The sequence below is a fragment of the Desulfoglaeba alkanexedens ALDC genome, from assembly GCF_005377625.1.
Lineage (GTDB): Bacteria > Desulfobacterota > Syntrophobacteria > Syntrophobacterales > DSM-9756 > Desulfoglaeba > Desulfoglaeba alkanexedens.
Window position 1 is genome coordinate 1,614,622 of sequence record NZ_CP040098.1, and the last position, 16,941, is coordinate 1,631,562.

At 54.7% G+C, this 16,941-nt stretch carries 13 protein-coding genes and 2 pseudogenes; 9 read left to right on the top strand and 6 right to left on the bottom strand.

The genetic code is table 11. The annotated features are described in order from the left end of the window. Positions 1–190: 190 nt before the first annotated feature. Positions 191–1,594, top strand: coding sequence for a sigma-54 interaction domain-containing protein (locus FDQ92_RS07375; protein WP_137423977.1), 1,404 nt, complete (start codon positions 191–193; stop codon positions 1,592–1,594). Positions 1,595–1,692: 98 nt separating this feature from the next. Here the strand turns inward: FDQ92_RS07375 and FDQ92_RS07380 are convergent, their stop codons facing one another. Continuing rightward, a complete protein-coding gene (locus FDQ92_RS07380) occupies positions 1,693–1,956 on the bottom strand; it encodes a hypothetical protein (protein WP_137423978.1) in 264 nt (87 codons plus the stop codon). A 504-nt stretch (positions 1,957–2,460) separates the two neighbouring features. Between FDQ92_RS07380 and FDQ92_RS07385 the strand changes: the two genes are divergently transcribed. Together FDQ92_RS07385 and FDQ92_RS07390 are read left to right on the top strand one after the other, a co-directional pair. After that, positions 2,461–3,579, top strand: a complete 1,119-nt coding sequence (locus FDQ92_RS07385; protein WP_137423979.1) for a cytochrome c3 family protein — start codon at positions 2,461–2,463, stop codon at positions 3,577–3,579. 230 nt (positions 3,580–3,809) lie between these two features. After that, positions 3,810–5,501: an FAD-dependent oxidoreductase gene (locus FDQ92_RS07390; RefSeq protein ID WP_137423980.1), complete on the top strand. Its 1,692-nt coding sequence runs from the start codon at positions 3,810–3,812 to the stop codon at positions 5,499–5,501. Positions 5,502–5,719: 218 nt separating this feature from the next. Here FDQ92_RS07390 and FDQ92_RS07395 read toward each other — a convergent pair whose 3' ends face one another. Further along, positions 5,720–7,141 carry a sigma-54 interaction domain-containing protein gene (locus FDQ92_RS07395; protein ID WP_137423981.1) on the bottom strand — a complete coding sequence of 474 codons (1,422 nt, stop codon included), beginning with the start codon at positions 7,139–7,141 and terminating at the stop codon, positions 5,720–5,722. A gap of 204 nt (positions 7,142–7,345) precedes the next feature. On the opposite strand from FDQ92_RS07395, the gene FDQ92_RS07400 reads away from it, so the two are divergent. Together FDQ92_RS07400 and FDQ92_RS07405 are read left to right on the top strand one after the other, a co-directional pair. Next, positions 7,346–8,758 carry an alginate export family protein gene (locus FDQ92_RS07400; protein ID WP_211341402.1) on the top strand — a complete coding sequence of 471 codons (1,413 nt, stop codon included), beginning with the start codon at positions 7,346–7,348 and terminating at the stop codon, positions 8,756–8,758. Between the two features lie 366 nt (positions 8,759–9,124). Further along, complete coding sequence (locus FDQ92_RS07405; RefSeq protein ID WP_137423982.1) at positions 9,125–10,561, top strand: hypothetical protein; 1,437 nt, start codon at positions 9,125–9,127, stop codon at positions 10,559–10,561. Positions 10,562–10,761: 200 nt separating this feature from the next. On the opposite strand, the pseudogene FDQ92_RS07410 reads toward FDQ92_RS07405, so the two are convergent. Next, positions 10,762–12,268: pseudogene (locus FDQ92_RS07410) on the bottom strand (IS3 family transposase). 204 nt (positions 12,269–12,472) lie between these two features. Here FDQ92_RS07410 and FDQ92_RS07415 point away from each other — a divergent pair. The 4 genes and pseudogenes from FDQ92_RS07415 to FDQ92_RS16210 all read left to right on the top strand — a co-directional run. After that, positions 12,473–13,039, top strand: coding sequence for a flavodoxin family protein (locus tag FDQ92_RS07415; RefSeq protein WP_170180240.1), 567 nt, complete (start codon positions 12,473–12,475; stop codon positions 13,037–13,039). A 326-nt stretch (positions 13,040–13,365) separates the two neighbouring features. Beyond that, positions 13,366–13,779: a rhodanese-like domain-containing protein gene (locus FDQ92_RS07420; RefSeq protein WP_170180241.1), complete on the top strand. Its 414-nt coding sequence runs from the start codon at positions 13,366–13,368 to the stop codon at positions 13,777–13,779. A gap of 5 nt (positions 13,780–13,784) precedes the next feature. Next, positions 13,785–14,576 (top strand): sulfite exporter TauE/SafE family protein, encoded by a 792-nt coding sequence (locus FDQ92_RS07425; protein WP_137423985.1) that lies wholly within the window; start codon positions 13,785–13,787, stop codon positions 14,574–14,576. Between the two features lie 78 nt (positions 14,577–14,654). Further along, positions 14,655–14,744 (top strand): annotated as a pseudogene (locus tag FDQ92_RS16210) (restriction endonuclease subunit S); the annotation flags it as partial. 352 nt (positions 14,745–15,096) lie between these two features. Here the strand turns inward: FDQ92_RS16210 and FDQ92_RS07435 are convergent. The 3 genes from FDQ92_RS07435 to FDQ92_RS07445 all read right to left on the bottom strand — a co-directional run bounded on the left by FDQ92_RS07435 (position 15,097) and on the right by FDQ92_RS07445 (position 16,924). Further along, positions 15,097–15,381 carry a hypothetical protein gene (locus FDQ92_RS07435; protein ID WP_137423986.1) on the bottom strand — a complete coding sequence of 95 codons (285 nt, stop codon included), beginning with the start codon at positions 15,379–15,381 and terminating at the stop codon, positions 15,097–15,099. Next, positions 15,312–16,127 (bottom strand): S1C family serine protease, encoded by an 816-nt coding sequence (locus FDQ92_RS07440; protein ID WP_137423987.1) that lies wholly within the window; start codon positions 16,125–16,127, stop codon positions 15,312–15,314. Before FDQ92_RS07440 ends, FDQ92_RS07435 begins: the two co-directional genes overlap by 70 nt. A 329-nt stretch (positions 16,128–16,456) precedes the next feature. Then, positions 16,457–16,924 (bottom strand): phosphatidylglycerophosphatase A family protein, encoded by a 468-nt coding sequence (locus FDQ92_RS07445; RefSeq protein WP_211341404.1) that lies wholly within the window; start codon positions 16,922–16,924, stop codon positions 16,457–16,459. Between the last annotated feature and the right edge of the window lie 17 nt (positions 16,925–16,941).

Here is a 16,941-nt window from a genome sequence, read left to right on the forward strand (position 1 = left end):
TTGTGCCAGTTTGTCCGTTGAACCCCGCAATTTCGCCAAACGGCTCACCAACTGATCGAAATCCGTCAAAATCAAACGATTTCAAGCTTCGCCGGCACCCGTGCTTGACAGGGATCGGGACGTTACCTATGATGACGCAGTAACGTAAAGTAACGTTTCAAGCCAACAGGGTAACGCGCTGGAGACGCCCATGCCTGAAAAAATCCACGCCCTGTGGAACACCCGCTTTCTCACCCAGATCATCGAATCGATGGCCGACGGGGTCTTCACTCTGGACACCGACGGCCGCATCACCTCCTGGAATCCGGCCATGGAGCGCATCTGCGGCTACACGGCCGCCGAAGCGTTGGGGCAAACCTGCCGCATCCTGGGTTGCAGCCGCTGCTTCGGCCGGGACTGCCCGGTGGACCACAACGCCTGCGGCCTGCTGCGCGAGGGCCGGGCCGAGGACAACGAGTGCCTTCTCCAGCACCGCGACGGGCACGGCGTGCCGGTGATCAAGAACGCCCGTGCGGTGCTGGACGACGCGGGAAAAATTATCGGCGCGGTGGAAACCGTCACCGACCTCACCGAGCTCAAGAAAGCCCGCCAGGCGGCCGATGCCGCCCTCCAGCGGCTCGAGGAGCGTTTCCGTTTCGCCAACATCATCGGCAAGAGCAAAGGCATGCAGGACGTCTTCGACGCCATCCGGGCCGCCGCCGCCAGCCGGGCCACGGTCCTGATCCACGGCGAAAGCGGCACGGGCAAGGAGCTGGTGGCCGCGGCGATCCACTACAACAGCGACGTGGCGGCCCAACCGCTGGTGACGGTCAACTGCAGCGCCCTGTCGGAAACCCTCCTGGAAAGCGAGCTCTTCGGCCACACCCGCGGGGCCTTCACCGGAGCCCACCGCGACCGGATCGGACGCTTCGAGGAAGCCGACGGGGGGACGATCTTTCTGGACGAGATCGGCGAGCTCAGCCCCTTCATCCAGGTCAAGCTGCTGCGGGTGCTCCAGGAACGGGAGATCGAGCGCGTGGGCGATTCGCGGCGCCGCAGAATCGACATCCGGGTCATCGCCGCCACCCACCGCGACCTCTACGCCCTGGTGCGGCAGGGCACCTTCCGCGAGGACCTCTACTACCGGCTCAAGGTCTTTCCCCTCTGGCTCCCCCCCTTGCGCGAGCGGCGCGAGGATATTCCCCTGCTCGTCAACCACTTCATCGGCCGCCAGAACCAAACCACGGGCAAGCGGATCCGCGGCGTCACCCAGGCGGCCATGCGCCATCTGCTCGACTACCCCTGGCCGGGCAATGTGCGGGAGCTGGAGAACGCCATCGAACACGCCTTCGTCATCTGCCGCCACGAGGAAATCGACACCCGTGACCTGCCGACGGAAATCCGCCCGGGCCACCGGCTGCCGCCTCTTTCGGCGACGGCGGGGCCGCCGCACCACTACCGCGCCGCCCGGGATTTGACCCGCGAACGCCTGGTGGAGCTGCTTCATGCCAGCGGCTGGAACAAGGCCGAGGCGGCCCGGCGCCTGGGCATCAGCCGCACGGCGGTGTGGAAGTACATGAAGAAATGGGAGATTCCACTGCGGGGAGAAGACTGAACATTGGAAGGATGAGGGGTCCGGGCGAATCATCGGCAACGGTTGCGTTGCCGCGCCCTAGCGCATGCCGCCGCTTCCGGTGCCCAGATCGTGCACCGTCAGCCGCGAGGGCGCCAGGCGGTCGGCCGCCAGGTCCACCAGATGGCGGTGGTGGGTGAAGAAGACATGGCCCCGGAAAGATCCACCGGCAGGTGGGCCCACCGGAGGACGTCCAGCGGCACGTGGCGGATCTCCGGCGCCGCCCCTTCCGTCACCGTTAACAGCACGCCCCCCTTTGGCCCGGTTTCGCGGATGTGGCGTCCCTGGATGCATCCCGGAAAAACCACCGCCGGATCACGGGAGACGATCTCGAACTGGTGCACATGCCCCGTTTCGGCCAATGCCTAAGCTGTTTTCGCGGGCATGGCCCGCGACCCGTTAAACCGGCCATGCCGCGTTGACCTGGGTCGCCGGCAAGCCGGCTCCTACAGGGCATGAGTCGCTCCTTAAGTGCCGTTCGCGAACCGCCCCCTACGCGAAAAAACGGACAGTCAATCCCAAAAGAGTGAAGGGTATTCTCAGACAGCCTCTTATCGGCGGCGCAGTCCTCGCCGCAACACCTTCGAGACACCGCGATAGCGGCGCGCGGTTTGGGCGGCGACGTCATTTGGCTTTGCGACTTCGGCTCAAGAACCGGGCAGGCAGGGATCGACGGCAAATCTGCCCTACGGAACTTGTACTGACATGCTTTGGCAGAGAAATTTATGGTTAGTTTTCGTTTGACAGGTTACATGACATGAGCGATTTGTGAGAAGAAGATCACGTGGTGGAGGCATCCTCGGCCGGTTAGGGCGTTTGTGTTTCGTTTTTGACAAAGGAGGAAAACGATGACGCGACGAGAAGGCAAGGGTGCGGCTGCGTATCGGCTTGGAATTCTTTGGGCTGTGCTTTTCCTCTGTTGGGTTGCGGGCGGCCGGGTCGACGCAGCCGAAACCCCTTCACCGTGTCTCCGGTCCTTTTTCACGAAAAGCCTTCATTTCACAGGTGAAGGTATGCGGTACTGGTACGAAGAAGCCGGGGGCTTCATGCAGATCACCGGCATTCCCTATCGAGACCTGGACTGCAAAAACTGCCACGTGGAAAGCTGCGATCAATGCCACGCCAAAAAACGGGGCGAAAAACTCGCCTTTTCCGAATCCAAGGCCAAGGACATGAACACGTGCCTTCCCTGTCACAGCCGTGAAGGACTCACTTTCCGCTTCGACAGCGAAAGAGACAAGCTGGATGTTCATGTCTCTTCCGGTATGGTCTGCGCCGATTGCCATTACGGAAGCGATGTCCACGGCGACGGGCGCCCCAGAACTTCCATGAGGGATCCCAAGGCCGTCCGGGCCACGTGCGGCGAATGCCACATCGATCAGGAAAGGGACGCACCCTATTTCGACGATCAGTCTGTGAGTCACACCGTTCACCAGGGGAAGCTGGATTGCGCGGCCTGCCATGTCCAGGACACCATGGCGTGCTTGAACTGCCACTTCGATACCTTCCTTAAAACCGGCGAACGGGCCGGCAATTTCATCCCGGTCAAAGACTGGGTGATCCTTATGAATTGCGAGGGTCGCGTCACCTCGGCAAGCGCCATGACGCTGGTCCATGAGGGCCGGAAGTTCGTCGCTTATGCCCCTTATTTTACGCATTCGATTACTCCTGCCGGACGAAGCTGCGAACAGTGCCATAACAACGAGTCCGTGAGGAAGATGCTCGCCGGCGAAACGATTCAAGTGCTGGATTTCAAAGACGGCCACGCGGCGTCATGGAAAGGCGTCATACCGCTTATCGAAAACCGACTCCAATGGGTTTTCTTGGACAAGAAAGACGACGGATGGGAACCCATAAAGGGCGGCGAGGCACCGCTCGTTCAGTATGTGGCCTATGGTTCGCCGCTCACCGATGAGCAGCTCAGAAAGCTCGCCGTGAAGCAAGCGAAAGACGCCATCCAGCCCTAGCCGGCGGCCGCGCGACGGGGACAGGCTGTGGCGGGGTGCGTCTTCCCGGTCTCCATCCTTCCCGTATCCCTAAGAACGCGCAGCTTAAGAATTCCAGGAGGAGACTTTGCTGGAAACACTTTCGGGTCCCGGGAGGCACGTGAAGGTTCACGGACCCACATCAAGCGACGGCGTTCCCGCAAAACACGAAGGTTCATGGTCCTACAACTCAGTGGAAGGAGGTAGTGACAATGCGTGATGATTTGAAGGTGCTTGTGATCGGTGGTGTAGCGTGCGGGCCGAAGGCCGCTTCGAGGCTCAAGCGGCTCATGCCCCATGCGGATGTGACGCTCATCGAACGCGATGATGTGGTTTCTTATGGAGCCTGTGGCCTTCCCTATTATGTCGAAGGGGTCTTTTCCGACGTGGCCATGCTCACCGAAACTCCGGTGCGCGTCCCGAGAACGCCTGTATTCTTTGAGACCGTGAAGGGTATCCGGGTTCTCACTCGCACGGAAGCGGTGGCCATCGACCGTAATCGGAAGATCGTACGGGTCCGGGAAGGGAACACGGGCACGGAAAGCGAACTCGCTTACGATAAGCTGGTTCTGGCCACCGGTGCCCGCCCCTTCATCCCGCCTGTAGAGGGCGTAGACCTGGAACACGTTTGGACCATCCGGCGACTTGAAGACGCCGTGACTCTGACAGAGGCCATCGAAAAGAAAGGCCTCAAAAAGGCTGTCCTGGTGGGAGCCGGATACATCGGCATAGAAATGGCCGAGGCTTTGGTCGAACGCGGGCTCGAGGTGACCTTGGTGGACATGTTCGACCAGGTGATGCCCCAGTTCCTCGATCGCGATATGGCCCTGCTCGTGGAAAAGCATCTCCAACCCAACGGGGTCAAACTGGTGCTCGGCGAAAAGGTCACCGCCCTCGAGGGTGATCACGGCGTTCTCCGCAGGGTGCGGACGGAGAAGCAGACGTTGGAGGCGGATTTGGCGATTATCGCGGTAGGGGTTCGACCCAACGACAGTTTGGCTCGAGACGCCAAAATCCAGTGCGCACCACAAGGCGGTATCGTCATCAACAGCTATTGCCAGACAAGCGACCCCGACATCTACGCGGGCGGTGACTGCGTGGTGAATCAATACGTCCATCCCATTATCGGAACCCCTCTCTTCATCCCCTTGGGATCCACCGCCAACAAGCACGGCCGAGTCATCGCCAACCATATTGCGGGCCTACCGTCCCCCTTCCCCGGCGTAACCTCTACCGGCATTTGCCGCATTTTCGATATCACCGTCGGCCGAACAGGCCTTACCGAAAAACTGGCCCAGGAGCTGAACCTGGACGTAGAAACGGTCATCTGGTCCGGACCCGACCGACCACACTACATTCCGGAACAGCGCCCCATGGTCATAAAGATGATCGCCTGCAAGCGGTACCGGAAGCTTCTGGGGCTCCAGGTGGTCGGGCCCGGAGACGGTGCGAAACGACTGGATGTCGCGGCGACCGCCATCTTTTTCGGCGCCACATTGGACCAGATCGGAGGCATCGATCTGGCATATGCGCCCCCTTACGGGCCCCCGATCGACCCGATCGCCACCACCGCCCACGTCCTTCTGAACAAGATGAACGGCCTGGCCCACGGGATCTCGCCCCTGGAAGCCAAGCGGATCATGGACGACGGCGCGGATGTCGTACTGCTCGATGTGCGCACTCCCGACGAATTCCGGGAAACGCGGCTGGAAGACCCGCGGGTGGTTCACATCCCCTTGGGGGCGCTCCGGAAGCGTTTGCAGGAACTCCCGAAAGACAAGGAAATTCTGGCCTTCTGCAAAGTGAGCATGCGAGGTTACGAAGCGCAGCGGATTCTCAACGCGGCGGGCTACGACCGCGTCCGCTTCATTGAAGGCGGGCTGCTCGCGTGGCCTTTCGCCTGAAGCAAAGAGGCGCTCTCACCCCGGGTCGGAGCGAACTTCCGCGAAGGCTCTTTCGCGGAAGCGCTCCGAACCGGCTTTGTTGCGTCGGTATCGCCCTCGCCACAGAGAGGGCGCGGCAAACCGCACTCCCCAAACCTTGTCCCGCCGAAACGCCCCCTCGGGAACCAGCCTTTACCGTCCGAGACAAGACAAAAAACCAACGAACGAAGGGACGCGGTCTAAGTTTTCAGGTGCGTCGATTCCGCTGGCCTATCGGGAAAGACGACGGATCGGCGAATGTCAACCCCGTATTTCCGCATTCGGTTGAGCACGGTATTCCGGTTGACTCCGAGCAGTCTGGCAGCACGGGTCTTGTTGCCGCCGGCACGTTGAAGCGCTTCGAGCAACGCTTGTTTTTCCGGAAGTTCCGAGCAAGAGATCGATCTCTTGGGCGGCCTCACCAATGTTCCCTCTCCGCCTTGAACCCAGCTGGGCAGATGCTCCGGCCGGACCACTCCAGACCGAGCCGTCACGGCGGCGTATTCAAGGGCATTTTGAAGTTCCCTCACGTTCCCCGGCCAATCGTAGCTCAGGCACACATCCAAGGCTTCCTCGCTCAAGCCGAACAGCGCCTCGCCCGTTCGAAGATGCCGTTCCCGCAAAAAATGGTCGATCAGCAGCGGGATGTCCTCACGACGGTCGCGAAGCGCCGGGACGTAAAGCGGGATGACCCTGATTCGAAAATAGAAGTCTTCTCTGAAGCGTTTGGCCTTCACGAGCGATTCGAGCGGCTGGTGGGTGGCGGAAATGATCCGCACGTCCGCCGATCGCGATCGAAGCTCACCGACCCGTTCGAAACGCTTGCTTTCGATCACCCGCAGAAGTTTTACCTGGACTGAAACAGGAACATCTCCGATTTCGTCCAGGAAAAGATCGCCGCCGTCGGCCGCTTCGAAGCGACCGGGACGGTCGCGGTAAGCGCCGGTGAAGGCACCCTTGGCGTGCCCGAACAACTCACTTTCCAAAATGGCTTCGTTGAGCGCGGCGCAATTGAGTTCGAGGAAGGGTCCGTCTTTACGGTGACTGCGCTGGTGAATGGCTCGAGCCACCAACTCCTTACCGCTCCCACTTTCACCCTGGATCAAGACGGGGGCATCGCTGCGGGCGACGTTTTCGATTGCCTCGAAAAGCGAACGCATCACGGCGCTTTTTCCGACCATCCCGCAGTAAGTATCGCCGGCGTTGCTGAGCCGGGGCACTTCGCTGGCGCGCTGGTCGAGCTTGTCCAGTTTGGAAAGGTCGATGACGGATTCTACGGCGCCCAAGATTTCACCCTTCCCATCTTTGAGGATAACGGCGTTTTTCAGGACAGGGACCCGGGAGCCGTCCTTTTTTCGGATGGTCGCCCGCTTCATGCTGAATCGTCCTTCGGAAAAGAGCACACACCATCCGTCACCGTCGTGCTTGCGCGACCAATAGCAGACATCGCAGTCCAAGACGGTACACGGAGAACCCACCAATTCCGACCGCGAATACCCCGAAAGCCGCTCGGTCGCCCGGTTCACCCGCTGAATGACTCCGTCGCGGCCGATCACCAGCAGCCCATTGTTCATGGTTTCCGTGATCAGTTCAAAAAACGAACTCCAATCCCGAGCTTCCACCGCAAACCTCCCCCCCGTTGTGCACTTGCCTACGCACCTGCCTATTCAAGGTCCATCCATCCAATAGGCCGCTCACCCTGTCAAGTTAGAAAACTTAACGCTGGCCCCTCGCATGCACACGTGGTTGTTGGCATGGTTGTTGCTTCGCCGATTCCATGAATGGTTAAGGATAAAGTCAACTTCACGGACTAACGGAGGTCGTCCATGCAGTGCCGTCTTCTAAAGCTTGTCTTACTTTTTGCTGTAATATGTTTACCGGTTCCTGTTAAGGCCATACAGCTCGAAATGCATGGCGACATGAATCATCGTTTTCAGCTGTATACCAATCAGAATGCGTTTTTCGTTGCTGAGCACAAAGGCCGAATCAGCGATAAAGATCTTGAAGATACTTTTGGGGAAATAAAATATCGGTTCTGGTTTGAAGGAACGTCAGATGATGAAAATGTTAAGGCCGTGTATGCATGGGAAGTGGGCGGACTTCGCTTTGGAGAAAGAGATAAAGGCGGGGGATATTCGGGAGACGGGGTTAATCTTGAAACAAGATGGGGCTATATTGATTTCAGGCTGCCAGGATTAGATACATATGGTTTTGACACAAGAACAAGGATAGGCTTACAACCGGTTGACGTCAATTATTGGTTATGGAACGAAACCGCAATGGGAGTATTGTTTAACGGTTCACATAACGCTTTTGATTATCACCTAGGTTGGATCAGAGGGTACGAGGTAAATGTTATAAGGGATGATGACGAAGGCCTTAGGGATGAAGATGCTTTTTATGGAAAAGTGTACTATAATTTCGGTGACGGCAATAAGGCGGGGTTTTTTGTTTTATACCAAACGAGCGATGCCGACCGTGACGCGGAATTAAATGATGAGATAACCTCACAACTTTGGGAAGTAAAATACTTTCAGGATAATGCAGATTTAAATGTTGCAACATTGGGTTTAGATGGTAAATATAAGTTTGGCAATTTTTTTACCAACTGGGATTTAATGTATCAGACCGGTAAGATAAAGGACGCAAATTTTGTGGATGGTTTTACAAATGCGGTGAATGATGAATACCGTTTTGGCGGGCGTTCTGGAAATTTCGATGTCAGTGCCTATTTCATGCACTTTGACTTAGGATATAATCTTCGCGACGTAAAGGTTACCTATAGATTCTGGTATGCTTCCGGTGATGACGATCCCAATGATGACGATTTCAATGGCTTTTTGGCAACCGATGTCGATATTTTTGATAGCATCGTTTTGTTTGAAGGGGGTTATACAGATGATGATTACTTTACTGAAAGGCCTTACATCATGGATAAAGGCTTTATAATGAACAAGCTTTCCCTGGATTATCAAGCAACAGAAAAATTAAAGACTGGTTTGGCTGGGATGTATATGATGACTGCTGAAGACTTAGAATATGAAAATCATAAATCAGATGAGATTGGTTTTGAAATTGATGGGTACACTGAGTATGAAATCTACAAGGGTCTGAAAATTGCGCTAAATGCAGGTTATTTAATAGGAGGGGATGCTTTAGATATGTTTGAAGAGGACCCCGACGGAGAATCGGATGAAAATATTTTCAGAACTACGATGAGAGTGCGTTATGCTTTCTAGTAATGAATATAAAACCAGCAATTCCCGGAGCTGAGATGGTCCCTGGGTGAAAAGCGGCCTTAAAAAGAGATTCTCAGAGCGGCTCCGGAATTGCTGGTATAAAACAACGGGTGAATGATTATGCATAGGTGGAAGATTATCTGTTTGCTTTGCATAGTGTATCATGTATTAATGGTCCATAGCTCATATGCTTATGATGTCTGCGAAGACATAGTCTGCGATTTTAAGCAGGTCTCCGCATATATTGTAGGTAAGGAGGGTGATTACCTTATCATTGATGTCGGGATAGATAATAACATAAACGTTGGCGACATCTTTTCATTGGTAGATAAGAAGACGATTATCCACCCGAAAACGAATCAAGAGATGACATATAGTGTCGTCGTTTCACACTTAAAGGTTATTGGAATCAAGGACAATTATTCTCTTGCCGAATCGCTGGGCGATAATTTGAACCAAGCAGCAATAGGGAGTGAAGTTGTCCGATATGAGCATGTTCCATCCACCTTTTTTGATCTCACAGGAAAAAGCAAACATATCTATCTTTATCTAAAAGAACATCTCCCTTTCTTAAAGTGGGAAGGCTATCAATATATTGAGGATGCCGACAATAGCGTACTCACAAAAGTATGTGACAAAAGTACAGTTTGTCTGGCATTTATCGCCTATGATGATAAAATTGAAGTATATGGTGGAGATAATGACCTGATAAATATTTATAGCGATGCCAATGGGTCGCCCAAGGCGGCCGGTGATTTAAATAAAGCGAGTACAGTTGATGCAAAAGATAGCGAAGCTATTCTAGGGAACGCTGTTACCTATGAGAAATTAAGACGTATTGACAGTTTTCCCTTTTATACAAAGATGGCAGATTTTTTAAAGATTAATGGAGATCTCTATTTAGCAGCCATAAATGACAAACGCATTCGAGTAATCAATGTGAATGATCGTGATGCATTAAATATTGAGGTTGATGTCCCGGATAACAACGAAGGCCTCACAGTCCAGTGGCTACAAGTAGAGGAGAACGATAATCTTTATATTATAATCAATACCTGGTCAAGGCTGCACAACAGGATCGTAAGTTATCTTTCAAGAATAAATGGAGACAAACTAAGTATCCTAGATAGTTCACATTCTATAATGGGTGTCTTTGATGACAACAGCGATGGCAGGAGAACATTTATATTGGGACAAGAATATGATCCAGAGGAATTCTATGGCAAACGCATTAGAAAATATAATATTAACAGCGACGGACTCCATCAAGGTGAATATATATATGAGTTTCCAACCAAATTTACGGTGTTAGGTAGTGCGATCTCTGATGTTACCGGTGACGGTGTAAATGAGAACATATTTATTCGTAACAACATACTATATATTTATAGCGGAAATGAGCTTATTTATACTTCCTCTAAGGTGATAGGCAACAATGCATCTATGCTCACATATGAAATAAATCCAAAATCACCCTATGTTAGGCAAAATACTGTTAGTATAGAGCTACCTCCTGTAACAGAAGATGTTGATGCGGATGGAACTTCGGAACTTTTAGTAATAGCAAGTAAAAGAAATGAGCTTGGCTCAGTTGTAGGTATTAGTGAGATTGAGAACAATTGGATGGTGTCGTTTAAATATAAAGATAATCAGTTCGTAAAAGGATCAATAGAACGAGTAATTGACGAGCATATAAAGGGCTTTACAATAGTCGACAATAACATAGTTGCTGTGGTTTCAACAAAAAAGGGCTTGTTAGAAGATGTAAAGGAGACAACAGATATAGTTGATTTTGGTCTTTAGCCAGTGCTAGGTGATCTGATCACAGGCTCGGGCTTGCTACGCCAGACGGGTGGCCCAGTCGAGGTCGGTGTGTTGCTCTCTGAAATAGGAATCGAAGGCCTGCACAAGGAGCAATAGAGTCGACATCTTGTACAGGCGGCAGGTTTGCCGCTCCGACAAGATGCGCTACGCTGTCTATTGGCATCAGCCGGTGGGTTCAGTCAAACTTCAAGAACGGGCTCCCAGTTGCGGATGTTGCCACTCCAGCGTTCCGGATGCCGGGCCTTGGCCTCTTCGTACACGCGCCGCTGAGCGGCCAGGATGTCGTGGTCTTCACCGCCGTGCCGCCGGCAAGGAGGGACAAAACGGATGGCGCTGTGCTGGTGATCATGATTCTACCAGCGCACAAATTCAAGTACCCAACGCCGGGCCTCTTCGAGGCTCTCAAACCCGCGGCACGGATAGTCCCGCCGCTATTCGACCGTCCTGAACAGGGCATCCGAATAGGGATTGGCGTCACTGACGTGCGGGCGGCCGTAAGAGGTGGTGACCCCCAATGCTTCCAGTTTCGCCCGCAGGGTGAAGCTTTTCTGTGGCGCGCCGTTGTCTTGGTGAAGTACCGGCGGCGACGCGGTGCAGCCTTTAGACAAAATCGCTTTATGGACCAAAATGCCGGCATTGAAGCCAGACTCCTCAGCGTGGACCTACCCCAGCCGACAATTTTTCGGCTGAAGACATCTATGATCATGTACAGGTAGAAGAATATTCCGCTGACAAGTGTAGGCAAATACGTAATGTCCCACGACCACACCTGGTTCGGCCCCGTGGCACAGTAGCCTTTAGGAGGCGTGCTCGCCTGCGGTTTCCGGCTGCGGCCCCGGTGATGTTGCTCGTCAGCCTCGCGCAAAAGCAGCTAGAAGCTCGACTCTGAGGCTATCTAAACGCCCTGATCGGCCAATTTGGGCACGATCTGCCCCGGAGGAAGGCCGGCATATCGAGGATTATGGCAAGCGCTCAAAACGGTCTTTCGCTCCTCCGACGACAGCTTGTTTGCTGGAGCCGGCCGTGGCACCTCAGGTCGCAGGTCGGTTCTCACCTAGCCGTCTCTGGTCCAGCGCTGATAGGTACGCGCGGTTATCCCCAGCTCCCGGCACGCCGGCTCCAGCCGCGCACCGATCTTACGGGCCTCTTCGATCAGCTCGACAGCTCGACGGCGATCCGGGGCGCTGATCATTCGCCCTCGGGCTCCCCCCAGATCGCCTCGGCTTTTTTTCGAAGCACCATCAGTGCCGCCGCTTCGGCCAGTGCCTTCTCCTTGCGGTGCAGCTCGCGTTCGAGCCGGCGGATGCGCTTGCGATCGGCCTTCTGTTCGCTTTTTAGCCGGCGGTTCACTTCGCGGTCCCAGTCGTTGGCCGTCTCGCAGGCCCTGCGCCACCGGGCCAACTGCTCGGGATACAGCCCCTTCCGGCGACAGTAGTCGGCCAGCTCGGCCTCGTTCATGCCGGCACTCTCGGCAACGGTATTGAACTTCTCCTGCGCGCTCCACCCCTCGGGCCCCCTATCCGAGTCGGGCAGCAACAGGCCCCGCTCGCGCGCCTGCCGGCGCCAGAGGTACAGAGTCGCGTCGCTGATGCCTTCCTCCCTGGCCGGCTCGATGATCGACCGGTTGTGCGGCGGCATCATCTTTTTCAGAACAGCTTCTTTACGCTCTTTGGAATATTGCATGATCCGATCCTCCATCGCCCCCAAGAAATTCGATTGTAGATGGATTTAGATCATGCGATAACTATCCTGCCACAGGGAGGATCTGCACCCATAGGAATTCCGCTACGCTACATTGCCGCCGCGTCTGTCTTGATATGCTTTGCGGCATTATGTATCTTGATCAAGATTTTGTATCAATATAAACTTTTTTGAATTCGGAGGTGCATTGTGAAAATTATAGTAATTTTGGGAAGTCCAAGAAGAAAAGGGAACACAGCCAAAATGGTGTCCATGTTTGAAGATAAAGTTAAGGAGAATCATGAAATAGAAATTATTAACATCAGCAAGTATAATATAGGTGGCTGTCTTGGATGTTATAGATGCCAGGAAAAGAAAGATGAACCCGGATGCGTTCAAAAAGATGATGCATTGTTGATATTTGACAAATTAATCCAAGCTGATGCAATTGTGTATGCTTCCCCATTATATTGGTGGAGTTTTACTTCTCAAATAAAACCCCTGATTGACAGGCATTTTTGCCTTGTCAAAGGCTATGGTACACCTGACTACACGTCCCTTATTAGCGATAAACCTGCGGCCTTACTTGTTACCTGCATGGGGCCGATCGAACGCAATTGTGACGCTATACAGAGTATTTTTAACGGTATTTGTGAATATGCCAAGTTAGCATCAAAAGGGAATTATATTTTACCATTTTGTACAACGCCTGATGAAATTGGAGCTAATGGGGAAGAGCTTGCCGAAAATCTGGCAAACGCGATTACCGGAAATTAATACAATTAGATAACGTACAAGTTAACGTGCATTGAACAGAGATTAAGTATCAGTATTGCGAGAAGCGTCGTAAGCCTAACGAGAGCATTAAGGGCGACGGCAAAAAGACGCGGCCCCTTATGCCCGACATTCGCGGCACGTCTCCGGCGCGCCGCGAATGGGGCGAGCTGAGCTTCGCTCCAGCGCCTATTCTTGAGGCCGCCGCAGGCGGCCCTTCGAACAATCGCTGGAGCACTTAACGGCCTAAGAACGGCAACAGGGATGCCGTCTTAGGCCGTATGTCCTCAGCTCGCCCCGTTAAGCAACATAAACCAAAAGGAGAGAAAATGAGCAACTGGGACGAACTGTTACGAAGCATGACATTTGATTTCTTCGCAAGCGGCGGACACAAGATCGAAATGGAAAACCTGCTTGCGACGAAAGATGCAATCTTTCTAGATGTGAGATCCCGCCAAGAGTGGGAATCACTTCAGATTAGACTGGAACATCACATACGGGTTCTATGGATTCCGATTGATGAAATCCCAAATCGTCATAACGAGATACCTCGTGATAAAACCGTCGGCGTTTTTTGCTCTGCTGGCACCCGTTCTACCATCGTATACATGTATCTACGCTCCCTTGGTTATGAAAACGTGCGTATTACCGCCAGCAATTATGATGCAATCACCAGTCAGCTATTGCCGGGGAAATTGTACAAGGCAATTGGCAATCACAAAATTGAACAGGAGAGGCACTAATCGTAATGCACACTTTTATAGTTATCGCTATCATTTTTGCCCTCACGGTAGTCATGATCATGAGCGGACGCGGCGGCGGCAACTTTTATGTAGCGGCGCTTGTCTTTTCGGGAGTCCCGATGCACACAGCTTCCACAACCAGCCAGTTCATTCTGCTTGTAAGCGCGTTAATGGGAGCCGTTGTCTTTGGGAAGGCAAGGACGATGTCTTGGCCGCTGGTATTCTTCTTTGGTGGCCTGAACGCAACGCTGGCCTTTATCGGAGGGTTCATGGCCCATTCGTTCGGCGGTACGACATTGAAAACAGCATTGTCCCTGTTATTGTTCATCGCAGGCGTTGCCATGCTGTTGCCCGAAAAACAGGCACATAAGGTCGCTGTTTCACGCTTTGGTTATTGGAATGTCAAGGAAGGCATCAATCAATATGTCATCAATTTGTGGGTCGCTGTGCCCTTAACCATGGTTACCGGTTTTTTCTCTGGGATGGTAGGAATTTCAGGGGGATCATTCCTTGTCCCGTTGATGGTTGTTGGGTGTGGCGTAATGATGCGTACTGCTGTCGGTACAGCGACAGCCATGCAAGCGGCAACTGCGTTGACTGGATTTGCTGGCAACGCTTTGCATGGAGGGTTTGACCCGGCGTTGGCGATTCCGTGTGGAGCGGTGGCAGTAATAGGCGGGCTGATCGGCAGTAGAATTGCGCTAAAGACAAAACCGAAAAGCCTGAAAATCATTTCCGGAATTCTCACGATAGCAGCCGCGATATTTATGCTGGTGAATGCACTCTCGGGTAAGTGACGCACCGCAATGCCGGGGTTAAATGCATATAAAGACGGGTTGCCTAACCACTACATGGAGCGGATCGGCGAAAAAAGGCGCTTCGCCGTCGGCGACACGCTGCTGGGACGCATCACGCCATGCCTCGAGAACGGTAACACGGCGTTTGTTGACTTCCTCCAGAACGGAGTGGGTGAAAAGCACAAGCACCGCTGGACCGAGTCGTTTCGCGACAAGGAAGCCTACCTTCCCGACGACATCAGCGCCACCTGGGACCAGCCCATGGAGGTCCGGCAGCAGTTCTGCCGCAAGGCAAAGATCGAGCACCGTGGCCAGATGCATGCTCCTTCAGCACTAGAGGAGTTGCCCCTATGAACGCTGAAGAACTGTGCAGAAAGTTGCGTACTGCGGGTCCCCCGCTCTTCGAATGCAGCTCCGCTTGGTCGGCTATCGGGTCAAATCCCTGCGCGGCACCCAGTTTCGCATCTGGGCGATGCTGACCCTGCGCGAGGACCTTGCGTCGTGCGCCGAGGCCGGGACCCTATTCGGCCAGGAGCGCGGCGATGCTCTGGCCGGGATCCTCGGGGCCGTCGAGCAGACCTTCGGTGGTGAGCCGCGCCTCACCGACAACGCGATGGTGGCGCTGGAGCTGCTCATCGCCGGGCGCATCGTCCGCGAGCCGGCGATGGAGAACCCGACCGTCGTTGTGCTCACCGCTCGCAACCATCTGGCCGATCAGCTCTTCGGCACATTTGTTCAGGCCGCTCGGATAATGCGCCGGATCATCCAGGCAACCAAAAGGAAGGCCAGAAGCCAGCCGAGCCACCGCCCTCCGGCATGGGTCAATCCCGGCACCACGCGTTTCACGTGGTTTATGGGAATGGCGAAACCGATCCCTACGCTGGAGCCGGTGGGGCTCAAAATGGCGGTGTTGATGCCCACCAGTTTCCCGGCGGAATCCACCAGCGCACCTCCCGAGTTGCCGGGGTTCACGGCGGCGTCGGTCTGGATGAGCCCTCGAAAGACTCCGCCGTCGCTCCGGAGGTCCCGGTTCAACTGGCTCACAATTCCCACGGTCAGTGTCTGGCCCAGCCCAAAGGGATTCCCTATGGCGAAAACCTTTCGGCCCACCTCCAGTTCGTCCGAATTCCCCAGGGCGATGGGCGCCAAGGTGCGGTCTTCGGCGTGAATGCGGATGACGGCCAGGTCGCTTTCGGGCGACGTGCCAACAACCTCCGCTTCCCAGTGGGACCCGTCACTCAGGGTGACACCCAGAGCGCGAGCGCCGGCGATCACATGATAATTCGTAACGATGGTTCCCTCGGCGTCGAGGATGACGCCGGAACCGGCACCGGAGGTCGGCACCGGCCGGAAAAAGAAGTCGAATTGCAGCACCTCGGCTGTGATGTTCACCACCGAAGGAGCCACCCGTTGATAAACGTCGATGGTATTCTTCTCTTCACCGGTGAAGGCGAAGGAGGCGCCGTAATGTGCCATCAGGAGGAAGCACAAAAACGTTGCAGCCAACAAGCGGCGGGGGCCCGTCTTTTCGGTCCTTTTCAGCGTCGGCATGGGTCACTCGCAAAGGAAGTGCGACCACCCCCGCACTTTACCAGAGCCTTCCGGAGGTCGCAAAGTTTTGGTAGCGTAAAAAAATAATAGACCTGATGTTTGATGCCGAATTCTATTTCCCCTCCCCTTGTGGGAGCGGATTAAGGGGAGGGGGGAGACGGGGATTTTTTGACCTTCGTCAGCCTTTTTGCTTAAGGAGTCCACTTTAGAACGCTACCAAAGTTTTATCATGCGCCTCGCCCGGTGACGGTCCCCGCCCGCGCACCCCCACGTCGAGCCGGAACCGCCTGGCGGGGTCCCTCTCCGGACTGCAATCACCCGCGGGCCTGTCATCGACCGACCCACTGGAGCACTCCCCAGACGCACACATGAGCATAAAGACCCGCCGCCACGTCGTCGGCCACGATTCCCAAACCTCCCCCAAGACGTCTGTCCAGAACCGAAACCGGCCACGGTTTCCAGATGTCGAAAAGCCGAAAGGCCACAAACCCCGTCGCCAGGGAAAGCGGGGACACCGGAAGCCCCACCATGGTCACCAGATAGCCCACCAGTTCGTCGATCACCACCTGGCGGGGATCATCGTCTTCCAGAACCGACGCCGCCCGGGCACTCGCAAGGCAGGCCAGAAAAAAAACCAGGACCACCACACCGTAGTCCCACGGAGCGGAAAGGAAAGAGAGAAGCACCGCGGAGGGAACCCCGACGACCGCGGTCGCAACCGTCCCCGGCGCCGGGGAAACCGTCCCCACGCCGCACAAGCGCGCCACGGCCAGCCAGAAACCAGACGCCCGCCCCATTCCGAAACTCCCTTTCA